Here is a 17,826-nt window from a genome sequence, read left to right on the forward strand (position 1 = left end):
CGGTGGGTCGAGGAGGTGGGTCGTGCCGTCCAGCCAGTCGGCGGACCGTACCCGCACCGACGTCCTGCTGCTCTTCCCGCCGCAGACCGAGGCCAGGTTCTTCCCGTATCTGAGCCTGCCTTACCTGACCGGCCACCTGCGCCGCCGGGGTCGGCGGGTGCACCAGGCCGACCTGAACATCGCCGTGCTCCACGAGCTGCTGCGCTGTCCCGCACTGCTGGACGACGCGGTCCGCGCCCAGGACACGGGCGACGACGGCAAGGCCGTGAGCGACTGGTATCGCCGAGAGATGGCCGACGTATTCGCCGCGCACATCGGCGAACTGCGTGCCCACGTCCTGCACAAGGAGCCGGCCGGCGAGCTGGGCCCGGACCGCGCGGTCCGGCTCGCCACTCTGGCCCTCGAACTGCTGGTCCGCGACACCTTCCTGGTGCAGACCTGGGAGGACCTCGGCCGGCTCGACGATGCCGTACGCCGGGCCGCGGACCGGCCGCCCGCCGCGTCGGACGTACCGGTCGTAGCGCTGCACCGCCTGCTGACCGGGCTGCTCGGCCGGCATCGCCCACGCGTGGTCGGCCTCTCCGTGGCGTTCTTCAGCCAGCTCGCGCCCGCGCTGCTGATCGCCGCCTGGATCCGGCAGTTGGCACCGGACACCCAAATCTGTCTGGGCGGTCAGCAGGTGATGCTCCGTCACGACAGCCTCGCCCGGCTGCCCGGAGTCCGGGAAACCATCGACGCCCTGTGCCCGACCGCCGGGGAAGAGCCGCTGGAACGCTGGCTGGACGCGTTGGACGGGACGGTTCCGCTCGCCGCCGTGCCCGGCATGACCTGGCTGCCGCGTTCCGAGGCCGGGCCGCGCACGGGGCCCGCGGTGACCCTGCGCTTCCGTGACCTCGGGCCACCGGACTTCACCGGACTGCCGTTCCGCTCCTATCTCAACGACGCTCTGGAGCTCGCGATCGTCTCGTGCGTCGGCTGCTACTGGGGGCGGTGCGCGTTCTGCTCGTACGGCAACCGGTCGCTCCCGCAAGGCGGTTACCAGCAGGGCACCGCCACCCAGATCGCCGACGCCGTGGAGGCCGTGGTCCGCGCCACGGGCACCCGGTACGTGTCGGTCGCGGACGAGAACACCAACCTGCGGCTGATCCTGAAGGCAATGCGCGCGGCACGCGAACGCGGCATCCGAGTCCGGTTCGGCGTGCGCGGCCGGCTGGAGGCCGCCCTGACCGACCCGGGGTTGTGCCACGACCTCGCCGCGGTCGGCTGCGCGATGATCTCGGTCGGCTACGAGGGCACCTCGCAGCGCCTGCTGGACCGGATGGAGCGGGGTGTGCGCGCGGCCGACTACCAGCGGATCCTCGACAACCTCGCCGCGGCGGGCATCGCCGTCCGGTTCACCGTGATGGGCCAGGTCCTGGACGAGACGCCGGACGAGTTCGAGGCGTCCCTGCGCTTCCTCGTCGACAACGAGCGGCGGATCGGCATCGACGCGCTGGAGCTGATGGTGGCGGAGCCCGGCAGCAGACTCGTGGGCAGCCCGGAGAAGTACGGGCTCGCCCTCGACACCTCGGACCGCCTCGCGGGCAACCCCGAGCTGAGCTACCTGTCCGGCCGGGTCGGTCACCCGCTGGCGGTCCGCGGCGGCCCGACGCGCACGGAGGCACTGGACCGGCTGGTGCGGATCTTCGACACCGTCAGACCGGGCGTTGCGAACGACTCGGCCTCCTCGCACCCCGCCCCGAACGGCCAGCGCACGCCCGCCGTCGCGGCCCTGCGCCCGCACACGTGGGTACGCACCGTGCCCGCGTACGCCGACGACCGCACGGCAGACCGCGTCACCCTGGCCGACCTCGTCCGGGAGCGGTTCTACGCACTCCCCCGCGACGACGTGGAACAGCGCGCCGACGGCCTGCTCAGGGCCCGCACCAACCGTGGCAGCCGACTGCTGGCCCGCCTGGCCGACGCGGCGGCGGGCACCCCCGACCCGGCACGTTCAACCGACCCGGCCCCCTCAGCCAGGAGCTCGTCATGACCCAACCGCCGCGCACCGCACCCCGCGGCGCCCGAACCGTCACCGAGACCCCGCGCCGGATGGGCCTGGGGGTCCTGATGGACATGCCGTGGGGCGGCGGACGCCTCGGCAGGCGCGGCATCGGATTCGTGGAGAGCGACGACGGCGGCGGAGACGTCACCGACCGGGTCCGCGCCTTCCTGCGCCGCCACGGCGGCGACTTCGCCTACTCGGCCCTCGCGTTCCAGCCGCGCTCACGCGCCCGCGTACAAACGGCCGACTACGAGCGCGCCTACGACCGCTTCTTCGAGGCGGTGCCCACCGGGTCGGCCCGCGCCTTCCACCAGACCGAGCTGAACATGGGCACGCCCGAGCGCTACGACCGCCGCCCGGCCGCCGAGTTCACCAACGAACTGGCCGCCCGCTACGGCTTCTCGTGGGTGGTCGAGGACCTGGGCATCTGGAGCCTGCGCGGCATACCGATGCCCTATCCGCTCCCGCCGCCGCTGACCGAGCCGGGCCTGGAGATCGCCACCCGGAACGTGGCGGAGGCGGCCCGGCTGCTCGATCCGCCGCTGCACGTCGAGTTCCCCGGCTTCACGGAGGGCGGCTCGTTCGTCCTGGGACACATGGACGCCTTCGAGTACTTCGCACGGCTGGCGCAGCACGCCGACGTGTGGGTGACGCTCGACGTCGGCCATCTGCTCAGCTACCAGTGGCTGAGAGGACGTACCGGAAAGAGCATGTACGACGGGATCGAGGCCCTGCCCCTGTCCCGTTGCCGCGAACTGCACCTGTCGGGCTGCCAGATCGTGGGCGGCAAGTTCCGCGACCTGCACCACGGCGTCCTGCTGGACGAACAGATCGAGCTCACCGAGCATCTGCTGCCGCGCTGCCCCAACCTCCTCGGGGTGTCCTACGAGGACCCGATGTACCGCGAGGACGGACAGCTGGTCGAGAAGTCACGGCGGAACTACGCGCGGCTGCGGGACCTGGTCGCCGCCTGGCAGCGCGGGGAGGCGGCATGACCACGGTGGAACCGGGCGCGTCGCTCGACGGCGAGCAGCTGACCGACCTGCTCATGCGGCTCCTGCTGGACGCGGACCTGCGGGCCCGGCTCGCCGAAGAGGGCGCCGAGGCCGTGGCGGCGGATCCCGGCGAGCTGGAGTGCCTGGCCTCCGTCGACCTTGCCGAACTGGACACCACCGCACGCCGGTTGCGCTCCCAGGTCTGGCGCCCCGGCAGCGGCGGCAGCCTCGCGACCACGTTCCCGCGCAGCCTGCGGCTCCTCCAGGACGCCGGCGCCACGGAGTCCGACCTCCTCACCGGCTTCCTCGGCTCACCGCACTTCGCCCGGTTCCGGCTGATCCCGTACACCGCACCCGGGTTGTCGGCGGAGGAGGCGTTCGCGTCCTACCTGCTGGACGACGCCGGGTCAGGGGCGCTGCGCGACACCGTGACCCACGAGCTGATGATCGCCCTGTTCACCGCGCTGACGTGCGAGCAGCCGCTGTCGTTCGTGATCGAGGCGGAGGGAATCGTCCCCACCGACCGAGGCCACACCGCCCTGCGTACGTACGCGGCCGCGTCCGTAGCCACCTGGGGAGCCACCTCAACGGAGCACCCCGAGACAACTGAGCACGCCGCGAACGCGGAAACAGTGCAGTACGCCTACTTCACCACGTCCGCCGGGCTGGCTCACGGCGTGGTGTCCGGGCGGGTGGCGGCGGCCTTCGAGGCCGAACCGTCGCACCGGCGCGAGACCGCGCGGCGGGCGCTGGCACGCCGCGGACTGTGGTGACGGGGAGAGGAACCGCCTTGCACATCGTGTTGGTGGATATGCCGTGGTCGTCGCTCGACGCGCCGTCCCTCGCCCTCGGCATTCTCAAACGCCGGATCCTCGACGTCTTCCCCGACGGCGCCGTGGACGTCGAGGTGGTGCACGCCAACCTCGACTTCGCCGACTGGGTGTCCGCGCGTACGGAATACGGAATCGAGGAGTACGACTTCTGCTCGACCTCGTACTTCTCCGGACACAGCGAGTGGATCTTCTCGGCCGCGCTCAACGATCAACCGCTGTGGCGGGTAGCCGAGTTCACCGAACACTTCGGCGGGAAGATGCCGGAGCGCATGCTGGCCAAGGCACGGGAACTGCACGAACTCGCGCCGCTGTTCGTCCGGGAGACTGCCGCCAAGATCGCCGCCACGGCACCGGACGTGGTCGGTTTCACCACCACGTTCGCGCAGAACGCTGCGGCCCTCGCGGCGGCCCGCGTGGTCAAGGAACTGGCACCCGACACCACCACCGTCTTCGGCGGCGCGAACTGCGACGGCCCGCAGGGCGCCGCCCTGCACCGCAACTTCCCCCACGTCGACTTCGTGGTGCGCGGCGAGGGCGAGCTCGCGTTCCCGCGGCTGCTCGCCGCACTCCGCGACGGCGACGCCGACGACCTGGCCGCCATCCCCGGCCTGTGCCGCCGCGACCAGCAGGGCCGGTCCGTGGCCCATCCCATGGACGCCGCCCCGCTGCCTCCGGGAGCACTGGTCACCCCGGACTACGGCGACTACTTCGAGCGGCACGCTCGGTCCACCGCGGGCGGCTGGGTGGAACCGCGGCTGGTGGTGGAGGCCTCACGCGGCTGCTGGTGGGGCGAGAAGCACCACTGCACCTTCTGCGGCCTCAACGGCTCGTTCATGGAGTTCCGCAGCAAGGACCCGCGGCGGTTCGTGGACGAGATCCTCGGCCTGGTCGAGCGACACCGCGTACTCGACGTGTGGGTCACCGACAACATCCTCGACATGACCTACCTCAACTCCATGGCCCCGCTCCTGAAGGAGAGCGGGTACGACCTGCGGCTGTGCTACGAGATCAAGTCGAACCTGCGGCGCGAACAGCTGGCGACGCTGTACGCAGCGGGAGTCAGCTACGTGCAGCCCGGCGTGGAGAGCCTCAGCAGCCGGGTGCTGAAGCTGATGGACAAGGGGGTGACCGGCTGCCAGAACGTACGGCTGCTACGGGACGCGGAGACCGTCGGCGTCAACCTCAGCTGGAACTACCTCTACGGCTTCCCCGGGGAGACCGAACAGGACTACGACGAGATCGTCGACCAACTGCCCGCGCTCCACCATCTCGGCCCGCCGGCCAACTCCACCCGCCTGAAGGTCGAGCGGTTCAGCCCCTACTTCGACCGGCCGGAACTGGGCTTCGGCGACCTGCGTCCCGCCTCGCACTACCACCACATCTACGACCTGCCGGAAGACGAACTCGCCGACCTGGTGTACATCTTCGACTCACCGCACCAGGGCATCGCCGGCGCATGCCTGGACCGGCTGCGCACGGCCGTCGCCGACTGGACGCGGGCGTACCCGCGCAGCCGCCTGACCCACTGCGACCTCGGCGGACACATCGTCCTGGTCGACACCCGACCGGACTTCTCCTGGCATCTTCTCGACCTCACCGACCCGTTCGAAGTGACGGTGTTCCGGCTGCTCGACACGCCGCACAGCCCGGCGGCGCTGCTGCGCAAGGCCGCCGCCCGGTACGCGGACCCGCGGGAATCGGCCGGCGAGGTGACGGAAGAGCGCCTCGCCCGGCTGCTGACCCACTGGCGCACCCTCGGCCTGGTCTTCGCCGAGGGCGGCCAGTACGTGCAGCTCGCGCCCGCCGTGGCCAACCAGGACCTCCTGCGGCTCGACGGCGCCGGACTGCACAGGGACGACACGTCCCTCGTCCCAGCTCTGGCGGCCCCGGCCGCGGGAGACACCCGATGACGCCGGAACTGACGCTGTGGAAGGACCGCGATCCGGCGGCCATGCGCCTGCCGGGTATCCACTACGGCACCCTCGACGGACCGCCGACCGACCCGGTGGACGCCGTCGCACAACTCGCCTCCGACGGCGTCCAGTTCGTCCAGGTGCACGAGCCCGTGGACCTCACCGATCCGGACGGCGCGTCCGCGGTCGCCGTCCTCCTCCTCGTCCGGGAACTCACCAGCCACGGCATAGCGGTGGACTGGACCCTGCGCATGCCCGACCCGCCCCAGTGGCGGGCGCTGAGCCACCTGCACCCCCCGGCAGCCGTCTTCCGCGGCTCCACGGAAGAGGAGAACGAAGACCACGTGGTCACCGCGTGGCGCGACTCGTTCCACATCGCGAAGTGCGGCTACCGCCGAGGCCCCGGTTTCCTGGAGATCCGCGACCACCGCTGGGGCTCCTTCCGGCGCCTGGTCGTCAACGCCCCCCGGAGCACGGCGTTCCACGGGCTGCTGGACGGCGTCCCGGTGGTCGCGTCGGCGTCGACGGAACGAGTCCTGGAGCGTCACCTGCGCGAGAACCTGGTCCATCGCGCCGGGCGCTACTTGTGGTGGACGCCGTACCGCCTACGACGCTGGCCGCTCAGCACGACGATCCCGTAAAAACCTCTCCACCCACCGTTCCGTCAACTCATCGGCCTGACGCCTGATCCCCGGCGCCGGCACCGACGCGGGAGCCCCGACGCCGAGGAAGTCCAGGCAGCCCAACAGTCCTGCCTCGTAGTCGGCGACCAGATCCTCGTAGACGACAGCATGCGGGACGACACCGTGCCGCCCGAAGTACTCCTCCCAGACCAACGCATCGCGGTCCAGCATCAGCAGATGCCGGCGGATCTCCTCATAGCTGTACCGGGGCGCGGCGCGCGTGCTCCCCTCCGGCAGAAAGGTCCCGTCCAGGATCCAGACACCGGTCTGCTCGGCCATGGAGTACGACACCGCCTGCCGCACCCTGTCCCTACGCTGGATCCAGATGTACCGGGGTACCTGGAGGATGTCGTACGGGTCGACCTCCAGGCTCCCGAGGTGCCCCGCGTGGATCCGCAGCCCGAACACACCGTTGGGGCTGGTCCGCCACGTCATCAGCTGCCGCACATAGCCCGCCGCCAACTCCTGCGGATCGCCGGAGTCGAATCCCCACCGTTCGAAGAAGTCCAGCACGAAGGCGTCGGCGAAGTAGTCCTCGGCGAAGCCGGCCAACCCGGTGTGCCACAGGGCGCGGGCAAGCATGTTGCTGCCGCACCGGGGCGTCGACGCGAGCACGTAACGGACCGGCGGCAGACCGGTGAAGGGCGGGAAGTCGAACTCCGGGCCGTTGGTCCGATAGCGCAGCACCATGAGAACACCTTCGCGCCCGAAACCAGTGGTTGTCACCGGCTCCATCGCGTTCCGGCCCCGGTGCGCGACAACGGCCTGGGGGTGCAGGGTGACCGGCATGTTCCCCAGACTTCTCGGAGACGGAACTACGCGCGGTCCCTACTCGGAAGCGCTGCATGAGTCCTTGATGGAGGACTGCCGCGCACGCGGCCAGCGCCGGCCAGTGGATGCACAGTGCCATCGTGCAATCACAGATCGGCTCGTCGACCTCGGCTGGATCGCCAGGGACAAAGTCCCACGCAGCGTGAACATCACCGCCCAAGGGGAAGCCGGCCTCGCGGCGCTCGTTTCGCCCTCTTGATGTCGCCCCAACTCACCGACCGCACGCGCTCCGTCAACAACCCCATGGCCGAAGGGAGTTCGTCAAGTCGCCGGTCGTTCCGTTCACCGCCTGCCGCACGTTCTTCGACTGGTGGCGGCAAGGCGAGTCGCCCGCCATCCAACCTGCCGTACTGGGACAGTGTGCAGAGTCCTCGCCGGGAAGCCTCACGGCCAACGCTCCAGAGGTTTCTGACCCCTACGGATCGCCTCGGGCCAACCGCACGCGCACCATCCTCGTGCTTGCACGGGCCACGGCAACGGGCCGGCACCCGGCTGGGGTCAACACTTGGTCACGAAGACGTGCGCGGCGGTCTGTGCGGGAAGTTCGGCGGCCTCCTTGCCGTTGCCAACGATCACGCCGCCGGGCGAGGACGTCACGCTCACGACCGCGCCCATCTGCACCCCGGCGTGGCGCAAGGGTGCACATCCGTTGGAGGTCGGTTTGGATCAGCTCCCTGATACGTCGTACGACTGCGCTCGCGCCGTTCGGCCCGGGATCGAGGTCGCTGAGCAGGACCATGCTTTCGTCGGGGAGCGGATCCACGGCGCTCTTCTCGCCCAGCTCCTCCAAGCCCGGGATCGGGTTGCCGTACGGCGACTCGGTGGGGTGGTTGAGCAGCTTGAGCACGCGCCGCTCCACGGCCTCACTCATCACATGCTCCCAGCGGCACGCTTCGGCGTGCACCTGTTCCCACTCCAGCCCGACCACGTCGACAAGCAGGCACTCCGCGGGCCGCGGTACGCACCGGTCCCGTACCCGTCCCACGCATGTGCACGGGCCCGGTGCACGAAAGCGCTGGCGTCAGCGATGGAGGGCGGCTCCCAGTTGCGCGCCCGTCGTAGGGGCGGCCAGCGTGCCCGGCCCGAAGCTCACCGACCCGTCGGCGGTGATCCCCGTCGCCGTACCGGGAAAGACCCACACCGAGCCGGAGCCGGTGTTTTCCCCGGGCGCGCCGACCACCACGTACCCGTCGAGGACGGCCGTGCTGCCACCGAAGCGGTCGTCCGCCTCGGCCGTTCCCGGCACCTCGGCGGTGTTCTGCGTGAAGGCCTGCGCCCCCGCGCCGGTGAGGCCGGCCGGGCCGCCCTTGAGGACGACGAACATGCCGGCGTCCTGGGTGGTGCCGACGTCCTCGCCGGGCACGCCCGTGACGATGTCGGCGTGCCCGTCGTGGTCGATGTCGCCGACCGCCACGTCGCTGCCGAAGCGGTCACCGCTCTCGCCGGTACCCGGCACATCGAGAGAGTCCTGGCTGAGGAGCGTGGCCCGGGACGCGAGGCCGTCCGGAGTGCCGCGCACCGCCCCCACCAGCCCGCCGGGGCCCGAGGTGCTGCGCCCGAAGACAACGTCCTGGCGTCCGTCGCCGTCGATGTCGCCGAGGCCGACGCTGTCCACGGCAGCGGTGTCCGGTGCGGCGATCGCCGCACCGGGCACAAGACCGTCGTGCGTGCCCCGGAACAGACGCAGCCGGGGCACGGCCGTGGGGGAAGGACTGCTGCTGGCGACCAGGTCGGTGATGCCGTCACGGTCGAGGTCGCCGGACGCCATTGCGTACAGCCGGGCGTCCGCGCCCGCGAGGGCATTGGTGCGAGCGGGGCCGCTGGTGCGGTCGAACGGGCCGTACAGCACACGGTCACCGGTGACCAGGTCAAGATGTCCGTCGCCGTCGAAGTCCCCGGCACGGGTCGGTGACGTCCCCTGGACGGTGGCGGTGGCGGCGCCCAGCCCGCCGACACCGCCCCACAGGATGGTGTACCGGCCGACGTCCTGTGCGTCGCCGATGTCCTCGCCGGGAGAGGAGACGACCAGGTCGGTGAAACCGTCCGAGTCGAGGTCCGCCGCCGTGAGGTGGGCGCCGAAGCGGTCACCGGTCTCCGCCGTGCCCGGAATGCCGTAGCGGTTCTGGCTGACCAGCTGACGCTTGACGCCGTTGGGACCCTCCGCCATGCCGTAGTCAACGGCGATGTACCCGGCGCCCGCCTTGCCGTTGATAGTGCCTCCCGGGGCGCCGATGGCGACGTCGGAGTACCCGTCGCCGTCGAAGTCGGCACGGGCGGACGCGGGGTCGGCTGCAGACAGGGACTTCGGCGAGGTGCCATAGGCATGGGGCGCGGCGTTCGCCGTCCCCGTGACGGCGGCGAGGGCCATCGCTGCGATGACGGGCAGGTGGCGTCTTCGGGTAGGCATGGCGAACCCCTCACGATTGGCGGGTGAACGGCAGGTGCCGATGCACCGCACCCGACAAGACCCTCCGGGGGCGCGGTTGGTTGTACCGCCCTCACGTCACGAGCACCAACAGACAGCCAGAAAGCCAGCCGGCCCGTGCAACAAGATCGAGAACCGGCTGCTCAGCGCTCATTTTTGACGTTTTCCAAGGTCAGAAGTGCTGATCCGTGCCAGTCCTGTGTGATGTTCTTGCCGCCTTCACGCTCACCGAGCGCGCCGAGTTCATCGGGGATGCTCCGGTGCAGCTGCTGGATGGTGGCTTCGTTCGTTGGATGTGTGGTCACCGAGGGGAGCGAGGTTCGGTTTGCGGCGAGGCTTCGGACACGAGAAGCACCTCGGCGACGTCGTCGCCAGTTATGGCATCGACCTCGACGTGATTCACGCGTGGAGGTCGTTGCGAAGCCTGCTGGGGGTTCGCTGGCTGGTCGAGCACAGCTTCGACGCGTTCGCGCCCGGCTATGAGGGCGACGTGCTGAGATCCCGCATGTGAGGCAGCGCGGCCGAGGGTGACGACGGCCCAGTGCAGACGGTCCACTTGAGACGGCCCGCGCGTCGTCTTGCGGACTCGGCTGGCGAATCCCGGCGACAACACGACCGTCACTCCCGGATGCGGTCGGGAACCCTGCCCCGGCCGGCGGACGGCGGTGTTCCATCGGAATTCCAGACCATCGCTGTCGGAACATGCGGTGATTGGGCGCGAGGGCGGCGATCAGCCCAAGGGCGGGTTCGTTGCTGGGCAGTACGGACGCCTTGAGGGGAACGAAGTCATGCCGGGTCGCCGTGTCCCGTAGTGCGGTGAGCAATTGTGTGGCGATACCCGGTGCTGCCAGGCGTCCGCGACGACGACGGCGACTTCCGCGGCGCGCGCGTCGTCCGGAGTGACGGCGTAACGTGCGACGCCGACGATTTCGCCCTTCTCCCACGCGCTCAGGGCTTCCCGCCGGTGATGATCGACGTCGAGAAGATGGTCGAGGAGGCGTTCGCTGAGGCCGTTCAGTGCCCCTTGGAAACGCAGGTACCGGGTCTGCGGGGAGAGCCGGGGGCAGAGGTCCCGCAGTCGCCGCCGGTCTCCCGGCTGCCCCAGGGCCCGGACAACCGTCGAGAGGTGTGCGCCGCGCGGACGGCGGACGTCCCGGATGGATCCTGGACCGTGACGGGTGACTAGTGAGTATGACCTGGCATGGTTGGGCCGCTAGCAGCCTTACCTTTGACGTCAAGAGTCAGGCGGCAGGGCAGCGCCGACCGTCCCCGCTTCGAGTCACCTCGGCAGTCTCGCCTGTCTTGCTCGCCCTGCCTGACTCTACTGGGGCCACCCGAAGGTCGAAGGTCCAGGTCCGTCGGGGGTTGCGCCAAGAATGCGCCAACGTACGGATTCGGAGGGGACGTGGCCGCGTCTGCCCCGCTGCCTGGCGTTCTTGCCTCTGTGCGTCTCCCCCGCCTCCACAGATCTGTGGGCGCGGCACTTGCTCCGCACCACTTGCCAGCGAGGTCACAGCCGTCCGGCCGCACTCCGGCTCCGCTCGACCAACTCGGCCTGATCGAGCCGGTATTTAGTCACAACCTCACACAGACGGCACGTGTCTGACCTGTCAGGAGCAAAACACAGCTAACCGCTCAAGGGGGAAATATGAGATTCAGGCGTTCCGTACTCATCGGTGCCGCCGCGGCGGCCCTGGCGGTCGGCGCCACGACCGCACTGGCCGGGCCGGCATCCGCAGCCCCGAACACCACCCCGCAGAAGGTCTGCGGGAGCAGCTACAAGACCGTCAACTCAACGCCCGTCGGCACGCAGGGCACGGTCTACCTGACCTACAACGCCTCCAACGGCAAGAACTGCGTCGCGACCATCCGCACCAACCCCGGTGTCGCGCGGGAGATGGGTGCGTACGTCTACATTCCCGACACCGACGCGTACGCCCAGGACGAGGGCGTGTACACGTCGTACGCGGGACCGGGATATGTGTACGGCAAGGGCCACTGCGTCGACTGGGGTGGGCACATCGACAACGTGTACACCTACGTGACCGGCTCCAACTGTGCCGCGTTGAAGGAGCACCGAGTCACCACGGTCCGTTGACCCGGGCGTGACCGCGGTCCCGGTGGCTTCCCGTCGGAAGGGAGCCCGCCGGGACCGTTCGCGTCACCTGCGCCCCACCCTGATGAAGGAACTCAAGAGCAGCCCGAAGATCCGAGCCCTGCGTGAGGGCGACTGGACCGACTACGACGACGTGGACCGGCTGACTGTCCGGCGTGGGTCGCGACGTGAGCCCGAGGACATTGCGCTGCGTCTCGCCGAGTGGGCACACGAGGAGCTCACGGTCCTCAAGGACGCAGGGACACCCGCCGCCCCTGAGCGGCGCTTTCTCACCCCGGCCACCGCCCACACGGCGCTGGCGCCCACCCCTCTTCGATAGGAGGCGGCGCCCGGCAGCCCCGTCACGCTTCTGTGCGTGCCGCGCTCACCGTCCGAGGCGAGAGTCGTACCAGCTACGAGCGCACGAAGTTCAAGCACTGGACCGATGCGGACAATGGCGGCTGCAATATGCAGGCGGAGGTCCTCAAGACCGAGGCGGTCACGGCACCCGAGCAGGACCCCAAGTGTGCTCTGACCAGGGGTAGTTGGTATTCGTCGTATGACGACCAGTACCTCGATGCCGCGAAGAAGCTGGACGTCGACCAACTCGCATCTGTACCCGGGACGGGCCAGCGTGGATGAGGGTGCTGTTCAGCAGGTCGACGGCATACCGCTGACAACTCTCTACTGCTCCGACTGCGGTGCCTGTCCCTTACATCGGCGATGCTGTCCCTGTGATGCCCCAGGATGAAAGCCCGACCGACAGCCAAATCGCCGATGACCGCCTGCCCGATCCGCGTTTGAAGCAGGCAGCCGCGCCCCCTAGGGATGCGGCTGGCGACGTCGGAGCCGATGAACGCGACCATGCCCCTACAGCCAGCCCGGGCGGGCCGGTCCCCGTCGCGCCGTCCGTACGTATCAGGGCCCGGAAGCAGCTGCTTCCGGGCCCTGATGACGAGGGGTCAGGCAGGCGTGATGTTCTCTGCCTGCGGGCCCTTCTGCCCCTGGGTGATGTCGAAGGTCACCTTCTGACCTTCCTGCAGCTCACGGAAACCGGAAGCGTTGATGTTGGAGTAGTGCGCGAAGACGTCCGCCCCGCCGCCGTCCTGCTCGATGAAGCCGAAACCCTTTTCGGCGTTGAACCACTTCACGGTTCCGCTGGCCATACCGGTCCCTCTCATTCGCTGTCGGGAACCGCACCGCGCGGCCCCGGAGGTACTCGCCCTGGTCCAGCCACCGCACAGCAAAACGCCCACGCAACAGCGCGGGCAGGTACTACGAACCACGGCATCTGACGCCGACGCTACACGGCCACGCCGTCCTCCACCAGAGATCAACAGCCACACACAGCACCGCGTCCGCCGAACGATGTAGGGCGTCCCCGCAACGGCTCGGGGCCTGCTGACCGGGATTCACCGACCTGATGAAGGCGCAGAAGATCCGTTACTGGGGTGTGAGCAATCTGGACGTCGCCGACATGGTCGAGCTGGCTGCCCTCCCCGGCGGCGACGCCGTGGCCGTCGACCAGGTGCTGTACAACTTCTCCCGGCGCGGCATCGAGTGGGATCTGCTCCCTTGATGCCGCGGGGCCGGGAGGGACGGTCATGGCCTGCTCCCATCGAGCAGGGGCTGCTAAAGGTCGAGGCTCTGGGTGCTGTGGCCCGGGCCCTCGGAGCCACGCCGCCCAGGTGGCACTCGCCTGGATGCTGGAACAGGGGGTGGCCGCGGAACGGCACCTGGCACCGGGTCCTCACCCGGCTCCAGTCTCCGGCCGACGCGAAGGGTGCGATCACGTGGGACCCGAGCGTCGACTCCACGGTCTGCCGCGCCGCCACGTCGCCGAACTCATCGTGGAGTGGGGCCGGACGGGACACCGCGCGAGGGATATCCGCCACAAGCTGGAACGCAGCATGGCCACGCGCGCGCGATCCTGCGCCCCGAACCCGGCTGACCGGTGCTCAGCCCCTCGCGGCGTCGTCAGGAGCGCGCGAGCCGGGCCGCGAGATAGGGCGCGGTGGCGCTGCGGCGGGCCCTCGCCACCTTGGTCGGCGGGCCCGCCGCGACCACCCGCCCGCCCGCGTCGCCGCCGCCCGGCCCGAGGTCGATGACCCAGTCGGCGGTGGTGATCGTGTCAAGGTCGTGCTCGACAAGGACGACCGTGTTGCCGGCGTCGACGAGCCGGTGCAGCTGTCGCAGCAGAAGAGCGATGTCCGAGGGGTGCAGCCCCGCCGTCGGCTCGTCGAGCAGGTAGAGCGCGTGCCCGCGGCGGGCTCGCTGCAGTTCGGTGGCCAGTTTGATGCGTTGCGCCTCACCACCGCTGAGTTCCGTCGCGGGCTGGCCCAGCCGTAGGTACCCAAGTCCCACCTCGCGCAACGTCTCCAGACTGCGGGAGGCGGCCGGGACGGCGGACAGGAACTTGGCGGCGGCATCGACGGACAGCGCCAGCACTTCCGCGATGTTCTTGCCGTGATAGGTGACTTCCAGCGTTTCGGCGTTGTACCGGGCGCCGTGGCAGGTCGGGCACGGCGCGTAGGTGCCGGGCAGGAACAGCAGTTCCACCGCGACGAATCCTTCGCCCTGGCAGGTCTCGCACCGGCCTTCGGGCACATTGAAGGAGAACCGCCCGGCCGAGTAGCCGCGCGCCCTGGCCTCGTCCGTCGCCGTGTACAGCTTGCGCACCGCGTCGAACATCCCCGTGTACGTGGCCAGGTTGGACCGGGGAGTTCGGCCGATGGGCCGTTGGTCGACCCGGACCAGCCGGTCGAACGACTCGACCCCCGACGCGTCCTGGACGTCGACCTCCAGCTGGGCCTCGTCGGGCTCCTCGGGTACGAGTCCGAGGTGGCCGCGGACGACCTCGGCGAGCACCTGCGTCACCAGCGTCGACTTTCCGGAACCGGACACGCCCGTCACCGCCGTCAGTACGCACAGCGGTACGTCGACGGACACGTCGTGCAGATTGTGGCGGAAGACGCCGCGCAGGTGCAGCCAGCCGTGCGGTGTGCGCGGGCGGTGATCGAGCGGCGGGGTGCGCCCGAACAGATAGTGGCTCGTGGCCGACTCCCCCACCCGCTCAAGACCGGCGACCGGGCCGCTGTACAGCACGCGTCCGCCGCCCTCGCCCGCGCCGGGGCCGATGTCGACCACCCAGTCCGCCCGCCGTACGACGTCCATGTCGTGCTCCACGACGAACAGCGAGTTGCCGGCCGCCTTGAGGCGGTCCAGCACGTCAAGGAGCGGTTCCGCGTCAGCGGGGTGCAGGCCCGCGGAGGGTTCGTCGAGGACGTAGACGACGCCGAACAGCCCCGAGCGCAGTTGGGTGGCGATCCGCAGGCGCTGCGCCTCGCCGGGCGACAGGGTCGTCGAGCGGCGCCCGAGGCTGAGATATCCGAGGCCCAGGTCGAGCAGTACGTCGACCCGCGCGACCAGATCGCCGCAGATCCGGACCGCAACCTCGGTCGTCTCCCCGGATCGGGCGGTCGACGTGGTGGCGTCGGCCTCGGACCGCCCCGCGACGGGCCGCAGCAGCGCCACGACCTCGGTGAGCGGCATCGCGTTGATCTCGGCGATGGAACGTCCGGCGAAGGTCACGGCGAGCACCTCGGGCCGTAGTCCGCTGCCATGACACTCGGGGCAGGGCACACTCCTGACGAACCGGAGCGCCCGTTCGCGCATCCTCTCGCTCTTGGAGTCGGCGAGGACGTGCATGACGTGCTTGCGGGCGCTCCAGAACTTGCCCTGGTAGCCGTAGTCGACGCGGTCCTCCTCCGGCTCGATGTACACGGAGGGCTGCTCGTCCGTGTACAGCAGCCAGTCCCGGTCCTTCTTCCTGAGCCTGCGCCACGGTCGGTCGATGTCGATCCCCAGGCCGTTCACGACACTGCGCAGGTTGGCGCCCTGCCAGGCGCCCGGCCAGGCGGCGATCGCCCCCTCGCGGATGCTCAGCGAGGGGTCCGGCACGAGCAGGTCCTCGGCGACGTCGTGCACGACACCCAGTCCGTGGCACTCCGGGCAGGCGCCGGCGGCCGTGTTGGGTGAGAACGACTCGGCCTCCAGCCGCGCGGCTCCGGGCGGATAGGTGCCGGCGCGGGAGTACAGCATGCGCAGCAGATTGGACAGCGTCGTGATGGTGCCGACCGTCGAGCGCGAGCTGGGCGACCCGCGTCGCTGCTGCAGGGCCACGGCCGGTGGCAGTCCGGTGATTTCCTGTACGTGCGGTGCGCCGACCTGTTGCAACAGCCTTCGGGCGTACGGTGCAACGGACTCGAAGTAGCGCCGCTGGGCCTCCGCATAGAGCGTGCCGAACGCGAGCGAGGACTTGCCCGAACCGGAGACGCCGGTGAAGGCGACCATCGCGTCCCGCGGAACGTCGACGTCGATGTTCCGCAGATTGTTCTCACTGGCGCCCCGGACATGCACGAAGGAGTCGGTCGCGTCCTTGTTCACCGTCCCTGCTTACCTGATCGCGCCTCGAACCGCGCGGCAGGCGCCGTCACCGGGCCCCGCTCACACGAGCGTCGGGAGTATCCCGGATCCATTTTCGATACACGGCCTTGGAACCACCGCGGACAGGTGCCCTCGACGGCCGGCTTCAGGATCTTGGAGTGCTTCGGGCAGAACCGGGATGCCGTCCTCGAACACCGTCTCCCCGTTGTCCGCCCTTCCCGAGGTTTTCGTCAGGCAGACCCTGCACGGTACGGACAGGAAAATCTGACCGTACCGCCCGCGCCTGCTGGGAGGGCTAGCGTGTCACGCGGCGTCGGCGATACCTCGGGGGCATCCTGTGGGCACGGGCGATCGCGGGGGCAGCCGACGAGAAGGAGTCATGCCGATGTCGTCTCAGGGCGTTACGGTCGTGGCTCTCCTGGCGGATCCGGACGCGCCCACGGAGATCGCGCAGCGCATGGCCCGGATACTTCCCGCTCGGCTCGCCGACAAGTCTGGCCAGGGGCGACGGTTCGACGTCGAGGTGGTCAGTGAGCCCTTCACCGCAGGGACCGAGGACCTGCCCACCTTGATGCGCCGGATCATGGACCGCGGAAGTGCGCAGAATTGGGACATCGTCGTGGCCCTCACCGACCTTCCGCTGCACTCACACGGGCACAAGCTCGTGGTGGATCTGAGCCACGAACACGGCTTGGCACTGCTGTCTCTTCCTACGCTGGGGGGCTTGCGGCTGCAGACGAGGGCCCGGCGGGCCGTGGAAGAAGCCGTGCTCAGTTTGGCGGATCCGCGGGCCTCCGGCGTCGAGGGACCTCCGCAGAGCCAGCCGTCGCTGGCTCCCTTTGTCAGTTGTTTCGCGCCTATTCACCCGGGCCAGGTCGGTGCGGAGGAGACCGCTGATCTGCGGTACGTCGTCAGCGGGCCGCGCGGTTACCTGAGGGTGCTCGTCGGTATGGTCCGCGCCAACCGGCCGTGGCGCTTGGTGTCGGGCTTGTCCAAAGCCCTGGCGGCCGCACTCGCCACGGGTGCCGTCGCCACCGTGAACTCCACCATCTGGAGCCTGGCCGAGTCACTGAGCGCGCCGCGCCTCGTGATCGCCACGGTCGGGTCTGTCGCGCTCATGATCGGTTGGCTGATCGTGGACGCGAATCTGTGGCACCGAACGGCAGAGCACTCTCCTGAGGCGAGACAAAGGGCAAGGCTCTACAACGCCTCGACGGTCATGACGGTGGGTATCGGGGTGCTCGTCTGCTACGTGAGTTTGATCGTCATCAACTTGGTGTGGGCCCTGTTCATCCTCAACGGCCAAGTGTTCGCCTCCACGACAGGAACCCCGCTTCACCCTGCGGAATACTGGACGTTGTCCTGGTTCGTCGCTTCGGTCGCCACGGTGGGCGGTGCGCTGGGATCAGGCTTGGAGAGCGACGAGGCGATCCGGGCAGCCGCCTACTCCAAGCGTGAGCAGGAACGCCGCCACATGCTTCAAGACGACGACGGTGACCAGCTGGTGACCTGAGTCGGAGATTCGTTGGTGATTGGTGGTCGGGGGTCGTCCGCGTACGAA

General features: G+C 69.6%; 16 protein-coding genes and 2 pseudogenes. 12 read left to right on the plus strand and 6 right to left on the minus strand.

Translation table 11 applies throughout. From position 1 onward, the window contains the following. Positions 1-22: 22 nt before the first annotated feature. From M2283_RS47800 to M2283_RS47820, 5 genes are read left to right on the plus strand one after another with little or no spacing between them, the layout of a single operon-like run. The gene (locus M2283_RS47800; RefSeq protein ID WP_280882899.1) at positions 23-2,032 is read left to right on the plus strand and encodes a B12-binding domain-containing radical SAM protein; all 2,010 of its coding nucleotides are present in this window, start codon (positions 23-25) and stop codon (positions 2,030-2,032) included. Then, a complete protein-coding gene (locus M2283_RS47805) occupies positions 2,029-3,039 on the plus strand; it encodes a multinuclear nonheme iron-dependent oxidase (RefSeq protein ID WP_280882900.1) in 1,011 nt (336 codons plus the stop codon). Before M2283_RS47800 ends, M2283_RS47805 begins: the two co-directional genes overlap by 4 nt. Then, complete coding sequence (locus M2283_RS47810; protein ID WP_280882901.1) at positions 3,036-3,812, plus strand: hypothetical protein; 777 nt, start codon at positions 3,036-3,038, stop codon at positions 3,810-3,812. Before M2283_RS47805 ends, M2283_RS47810 begins: the two co-directional genes overlap by 4 nt. 26 nt (positions 3,813-3,838) lie before the next feature. Then, a complete protein-coding gene (locus M2283_RS47815; RefSeq protein WP_280882927.1) occupies positions 3,839-5,782 on the plus strand; it encodes a RiPP maturation radical SAM C-methyltransferase in 1,944 nt (647 codons plus the stop codon). Then, complete coding sequence (locus tag M2283_RS47820; RefSeq protein WP_280882902.1) at positions 5,779-6,426, plus strand: DUF5825 family protein; 648 nt, start codon at positions 5,779-5,781, stop codon at positions 6,424-6,426. The genes M2283_RS47815 and M2283_RS47820 overlap by 4 nt, the downstream gene beginning before the upstream one ends. On the opposite strand, the gene M2283_RS47825 is transcribed toward M2283_RS47820, so the two are convergent. The 4 genes and pseudogenes from M2283_RS47825 to M2283_RS47840 form a co-directional block, all read right to left on the minus strand. After that, complete coding sequence (locus tag M2283_RS47825; protein ID WP_280882903.1) at positions 6,391-7,158, minus strand: Stf0 family sulfotransferase; 768 nt, start codon at positions 7,156-7,158, stop codon at positions 6,391-6,393. The two genes, M2283_RS47820 and M2283_RS47825, sit on opposite strands and share 36 nt — an antisense overlap. 639 nt (positions 7,159-7,797) lie before the next feature. Beyond that, positions 7,798-8,254, minus strand: a pseudogene (locus M2283_RS47830) (iron dependent repressor, metal binding and dimerization domain protein); the annotation flags it as partial. A gap of 66 nt (positions 8,255-8,320) precedes the next feature. Beyond that, on the minus strand, positions 8,321-9,706 hold the full coding sequence (locus M2283_RS47835; protein WP_280882904.1) for an FG-GAP and VCBS repeat-containing protein: 1,386 nt from the start codon (positions 9,704-9,706) through the stop codon (positions 8,321-8,323). Between the two features lie 161 nt (positions 9,707-9,867). Next, on the minus strand, positions 9,868-10,029 hold the full coding sequence (locus M2283_RS47840; protein ID WP_280882905.1) for a hypothetical protein: 162 nt from the start codon (positions 10,027-10,029) through the stop codon (positions 9,868-9,870). Positions 10,030-10,064: 35 nt separating this feature from the next. On the opposite strand from M2283_RS47840, the pseudogene M2283_RS47845 reads away from it, so the two are divergent. The 5 genes and pseudogenes from M2283_RS47845 to M2283_RS47865 all read left to right on the plus strand — a co-directional run. Continuing rightward, positions 10,065-10,235, plus strand: a pseudogene (locus tag M2283_RS47845) (aminoglycoside phosphotransferase family protein); the annotation flags it as partial. Positions 10,236-10,565: 330 nt separating this feature from the next. Further along, the gene (locus M2283_RS47850) at positions 10,566-10,910 is read left to right on the plus strand and encodes a hypothetical protein (protein ID WP_280882906.1); all 345 of its coding nucleotides are present in this window, start codon (positions 10,566-10,568) and stop codon (positions 10,908-10,910) included. A gap of 462 nt (positions 10,911-11,372) precedes the next feature. After that, positions 11,373-11,822 carry a spore-associated protein gene (locus M2283_RS47855; protein ID WP_280882907.1) on the plus strand — a complete coding sequence of 150 codons (450 nt, stop codon included), beginning with the start codon at positions 11,373-11,375 and terminating at the stop codon, positions 11,820-11,822. Between the two features lie 82 nt (positions 11,823-11,904). After that, a complete protein-coding gene (locus M2283_RS47860) occupies positions 11,905-12,159 on the plus strand; it encodes a hypothetical protein (protein WP_280882908.1) in 255 nt (84 codons plus the stop codon). A gap of 128 nt (positions 12,160-12,287) precedes the next feature. After that, positions 12,288-12,461 carry a hypothetical protein gene (locus M2283_RS47865; RefSeq protein WP_280882909.1) on the plus strand — a complete coding sequence of 58 codons (174 nt, stop codon included), beginning with the start codon at positions 12,288-12,290 and terminating at the stop codon, positions 12,459-12,461. Positions 12,462-12,781: 320 nt separating this feature from the next. On the opposite strand, the gene M2283_RS47870 is transcribed toward M2283_RS47865, so the two are convergent. Then, the gene (locus M2283_RS47870) at positions 12,782-12,985 is read right to left on the minus strand and encodes a cold-shock protein (protein ID WP_124004789.1); all 204 of its coding nucleotides are present in this window, start codon (positions 12,983-12,985) and stop codon (positions 12,782-12,784) included. A gap of 257 nt (positions 12,986-13,242) precedes the next feature. Between M2283_RS47870 and M2283_RS47875 the strand changes: the two genes are divergently transcribed. Further along, positions 13,243-13,398 carry a hypothetical protein gene (locus M2283_RS47875; protein WP_280882910.1) on the plus strand — a complete coding sequence of 52 codons (156 nt, stop codon included), beginning with the start codon at positions 13,243-13,245 and terminating at the stop codon, positions 13,396-13,398. Between the two features lie 398 nt (positions 13,399-13,796). On the opposite strand, the gene uvrA is transcribed toward M2283_RS47875, so the two are convergent. Continuing rightward, complete coding sequence (uvrA, locus tag M2283_RS47880) at positions 13,797-16,265, minus strand: excinuclease ABC subunit UvrA (protein WP_280882911.1); 2,469 nt, start codon at positions 16,263-16,265, stop codon at positions 13,797-13,799. Between the two features lie 385 nt (positions 16,266-16,650). On the opposite strand from uvrA, the gene M2283_RS47885 reads away from it, so the two are divergent. Continuing rightward, a complete protein-coding gene (locus tag M2283_RS47885; protein WP_432423244.1) occupies positions 16,651-17,778 on the plus strand; it encodes a hypothetical protein in 1,128 nt (375 codons plus the stop codon). The last annotated feature ends 48 nt before the right edge of the window (positions 17,779-17,826 follow it).

This window comes from Streptomyces pseudovenezuelae (assembly GCF_029892565.1).
In the GTDB taxonomy this organism is placed as follows: domain Bacteria; phylum Actinomycetota; class Actinomycetes; order Streptomycetales; family Streptomycetaceae; genus Streptomyces; species Streptomyces pseudovenezuelae_A.